This is a genomic window from Massilia sp. (assembly GCF_032106685.1).
In the GTDB taxonomy this organism is placed as follows: domain Bacteria; phylum Pseudomonadota; class Gammaproteobacteria; order Burkholderiales; family Burkholderiaceae_D; genus Telluria.
The window spans coordinates 1-362 of record NZ_DAMCPG010000054.1; positions in this window are offsets into that span (position 1 = coordinate 1).

Here is a 362-nt window from a genome sequence, read left to right on the forward strand (position 1 = left end):
GGTATATAAAGCAACGATTATATCAGTCACTGGTGACTTATTAACGCGCGGTGCGCACGTCCGTTAGCGGGTTTTGTCACCGTCAGTCGATAGCATGTCCCGTAGGGTGGGCTCGTCATTGATGCCACTGGCATCAATGACCCCACGCGGATTCGGGATACCGATAACGGCACAGGCAACAGCCCCATGTGCGTAAGCACGCACTTTTCTCGAAGACGCCGATTGATCGCAGCGTAAGACCGCGTGGGCTCAAGAGCCCACCCTACAAAACCCGCTGCTGTTTCTCTCCGACAGTCCGCTGCCTTTCCCGTAGGGTGGGCACTCGTGCCCACGCGGATTCAAATTACCGATAACGGCACAGG